General features: G+C 77.3%; 3 protein-coding genes. All 3 read left to right on the top strand.

Annotated features, from left to right (window positions below):
* The first annotated feature begins 248 nt into the window (after positions 1-248).
* On the top strand, positions 249-1,061 hold the full coding sequence (locus E1300_RS48830) for a polysaccharide deacetylase family protein (RefSeq protein ID WP_242619905.1): 813 nt from the start codon (positions 249-251) through the stop codon (positions 1,059-1,061).
* Positions 1,058-2,218 (top strand): glycosyltransferase, encoded by a 1,161-nt coding sequence (locus tag E1300_RS48825; protein ID WP_131764057.1) that lies wholly within the window; start codon positions 1,058-1,060, stop codon positions 2,216-2,218. The genes E1300_RS48830 and E1300_RS48825 overlap by 4 nt, the downstream gene beginning before the upstream one ends.
* 129 nt (positions 2,219-2,347) lie before the next feature.
* Positions 2,348-3,014 (top strand): YveK family protein (locus E1300_RS48820; RefSeq protein WP_131764056.1); only part of this gene is annotated, 667 nt, incomplete at its 3' end.

Genomic DNA, 3,014 nt, shown 5'->3' with positions numbered 1-3,014 from the left:
CGGCGCGCCCGCGCTCGTCCCGCCCGCGGTGGGCGCCGCCGTGACCGGCGCGGCCTTCGCCGTCCTCGTCGCGCTGGCGGGCCGCGACCTCATCGCCCCATGGACCGCGCCGTGGAGCCGCTCATGGACCGCGCTGCGCGCCCGCCTGCCCGCACGGCTGCGCGCACGGCCGGGCGCACGGTCAGGGAACACCGCATCGCCGCTGGGCGCGCTCGTCCGCCGCGGCCGCACCGAATCGGGGGAGACCAGTGACGAAGCCGACCGAAGAACCGACGCGCCCGACCGGGCCGCTGGAGGCGCTCGCGGAGGCGCCGACGGAGGTGCTGCCGGACGCCCCGGCGGACGCTCCGGCGGCGGATCCGCGTCCGATTCCGTGGGTGCTGATGTACCACTCGGTCGATCACTTCGATGAGGACCCGCACCTCGTGACGGTGTCGCCGCAGCGGTTCGAGGGCCAGCTCGCCTGGCTGCGCGCCCGGGGGCTGCGCGGCGTCAGCGTCCGCGAGCTCCTGGAGGCGCAGGACGCGGGACGGGCGCGCGGGCTGGTCGGGCTGACCTTCGACGACGGCTACGCGGACTTCGCGACGCGGGCCGTCCCGGCGCTGGTGCGGTTCGGGTTCGGCGCCACGGTGTTCGTCGTGTCCGGGCGGATCGGCTCCCACAACGCCTGGGACGACGGCCCGCGCAAGCCGCTCATGTCCGTCGAGCAGCTGCGGAAGGCCGCGGCGGCGGGCATGGAGATCGCCTCGCACGGCAGGTACCACGTGTCGCTCCCCGGGACGTCCGGCACGGAGCTGCGCGAGGAGCTGGAGGAGAGCCGCGCGCACCTGGAGGACATCGCCGAGGCCCCCGTGACCGGCTTCGCCTACCCCTACGGGCACGCCACCGCCCGGGAGGTGGAGGCCGTCCGCGCCGCCGGGTACGACTACGCGTGCGACATCGTCCCGGAGCGGCCCGGACGGCACGCGCTGCCCCGCACCTACATCGGCGAGCGGGACCGGCGGCTGCGGCTGCGCGCCAAGCTCGCCCGGCACGAGCTGCGCCGGCGGAGCCGCGTATGACGCGCGTCCTGCACGTCATCACGGGGCTCGGCCACGGCGGCGCCGAGCACCAGCTGCTCCTGCTGCTCCGCCATCTGCCGGCCGGGCCCGCGCCGGTGGCCTGCGAGGTCGCGACGCTCACGGAGGCCGGGCCGGTCGGCGGGGCGATCCGGCGCGCGGGCGTGCCCGTCCACGAGATCGGCATGCGCGGCAACCGGGACGCGGCGGCCGTGCCGCGGCTCGTCCGGCTGATCCGCCGCGGCGGGTACGACGTCGTCCACACCCACCTGTACCGCGCGTGCGTGTACGGCCGCGTCGCCGCGCGCCTCGCCGGGACGCCGCGCGTGATCGCCACCGAGCACTCGCTGGGCGACGGGCACATCGAGGGACGCGACGCGACCCGCGGCGTCCGGGCGCTCTACCGGGCGACCGAGCGGCTCGGCTCGGCGACCGTCGCGGTGTCGGCGACGGTCGCCGCCCGGCTGCGCGGCTGGGGCGTGCCGCCGGACCGGATCACCGTCATCCCCAACGGCATCGACGCCGCCGCCTTCGCGTTCGACCCCGCCCGCCGCGCCGCGGCCCGCCTCCGGTACGGCATCGGCCGGGACGAGCGGATCGCCGGGGCCGTGGGGCGGCTCGTCCCGACGAAGCGCTTCGACCTGCTCGTCGAGGCGGTCGCGGGGCTCGCCGGTATGCGGCTGCTGCTCGTCGGCGACGGACCCGCCCGGGTGCCGCTGGAGCGGCTCGCGCGGGACCTCGGCGCGGCCGACCGGGTGATCTTCGCGGGCGCGACGGACGACGTGCCGGGCGTGCTCGCGGCCATGGACGTCTTCGCCGCGCCGTCCACGCAGGAGACGTTCGGCCTCGGCGTCCTGGAGGCGCTGGCCGCCGGCCTCCCCGTCCTCTACACGACCTGCCCCGCGCTGGACGACCTGCCCCCCGGTGCCGCGCCGGACGCCCGGCGCCTGCCCACCGACATGGACGCGTGGCGCGCCGCGCTCGCCTCCCCGCCCGGCCGCCCCGGGGAGCGGTCGCTCGTCCCGCCGGCGGTCGCCCGCTACGCGATCGCCGAGCAGGCCGCCCGGCTCGCCCGGCTCTACCGCGACGGCCTCGACCCGGACGAGTCGTACGGCGGTGCCGCCCGGCCCCCCGCCGCCCAGGAGGCCGTCCCGACATGACCCGACGCTTCGTTCCGGCACGGCCCGCGTTCGACCAGCACGAGTTCGACCAGCACGAACGGCGTTCATCCGACTTCAGCAGGTTCAACCCACCCAGGCCGCGTTCATCCGATACGAGAGGGGCTCGTCATGCCGAAGCGTGAGGCCACCCAGAGGCCCGTCATGGAACGGATCGGCCCGCTCGCCGGACCCGTCCGGTGCGCGCGCCGCGCGCTTTCCGCGCTCGGCGCGGCCGTCCGGCGGTACGCGCTGCCGATCGTCTTCGTCCTGACCGGGTTCCTCGGCGGGCTCGGCTACGCCCTGCTCGCGCCGACCGTCTACACCGCGACCGCGTACGTGCTGGTCGTGGACGACGGTGCCCAAGGGCAGGACGGCCCGGCCGCGGTGAGCTTCGCGCAGGCGTTCGGGCGCCTCGCGCCGCTGCCGGAGACGCTCGGTTACTCCTCGATCCCGCTGCCCGCCGTGCCGCCGGGGACGACCCGCCAGCACGTCCAGGCGGTCACGTCCCCGGACACGCCGCTGATCCGGCTCACCGGTTCCGGCGACGGCCCGGCCGACGCCGCCGCGTTCGCCAACGCGGCCGCCGACGCGCTCGTCCGGTACGGGACGTCCCACCGGGCCGACACCGGCGTCCGCGTCGCGCTGATGAGCCTCGCCACGACGCCGTCGGCGCCGTCGTCGCCCAACCTGCCGCTGAACGTGGCGGTCGGGACCGCCGCGGGCGTCCTGCTCGCGGGGATCAGCGCGGCGGCCCTGAGCGGACGCCGCGGCCGGGGGCAGCGCGACGCGGGCGGAC

Origin of the sequence: Actinomadura fibrosa, assembly GCF_900659615.1 — a bacterium.
Classification (GTDB): Bacteria; Actinomycetota; Actinomycetes; order Streptosporangiales; family Streptosporangiaceae; genus Spirillospora; species Spirillospora fibrosa.
Note: the sequence above shows the minus strand (reverse complement) of the source record. Positions and strands in the feature narration are given on the sequence as shown.

Coding starts and splice junctions, on each gene's coding strand:
- E1300_RS48825 (WP_131764057.1), top strand. CDS start 1,058: ATGACGCGCGTCCTGCACGTCATCACGGGGCTCGGCCACGGCGGCGCC.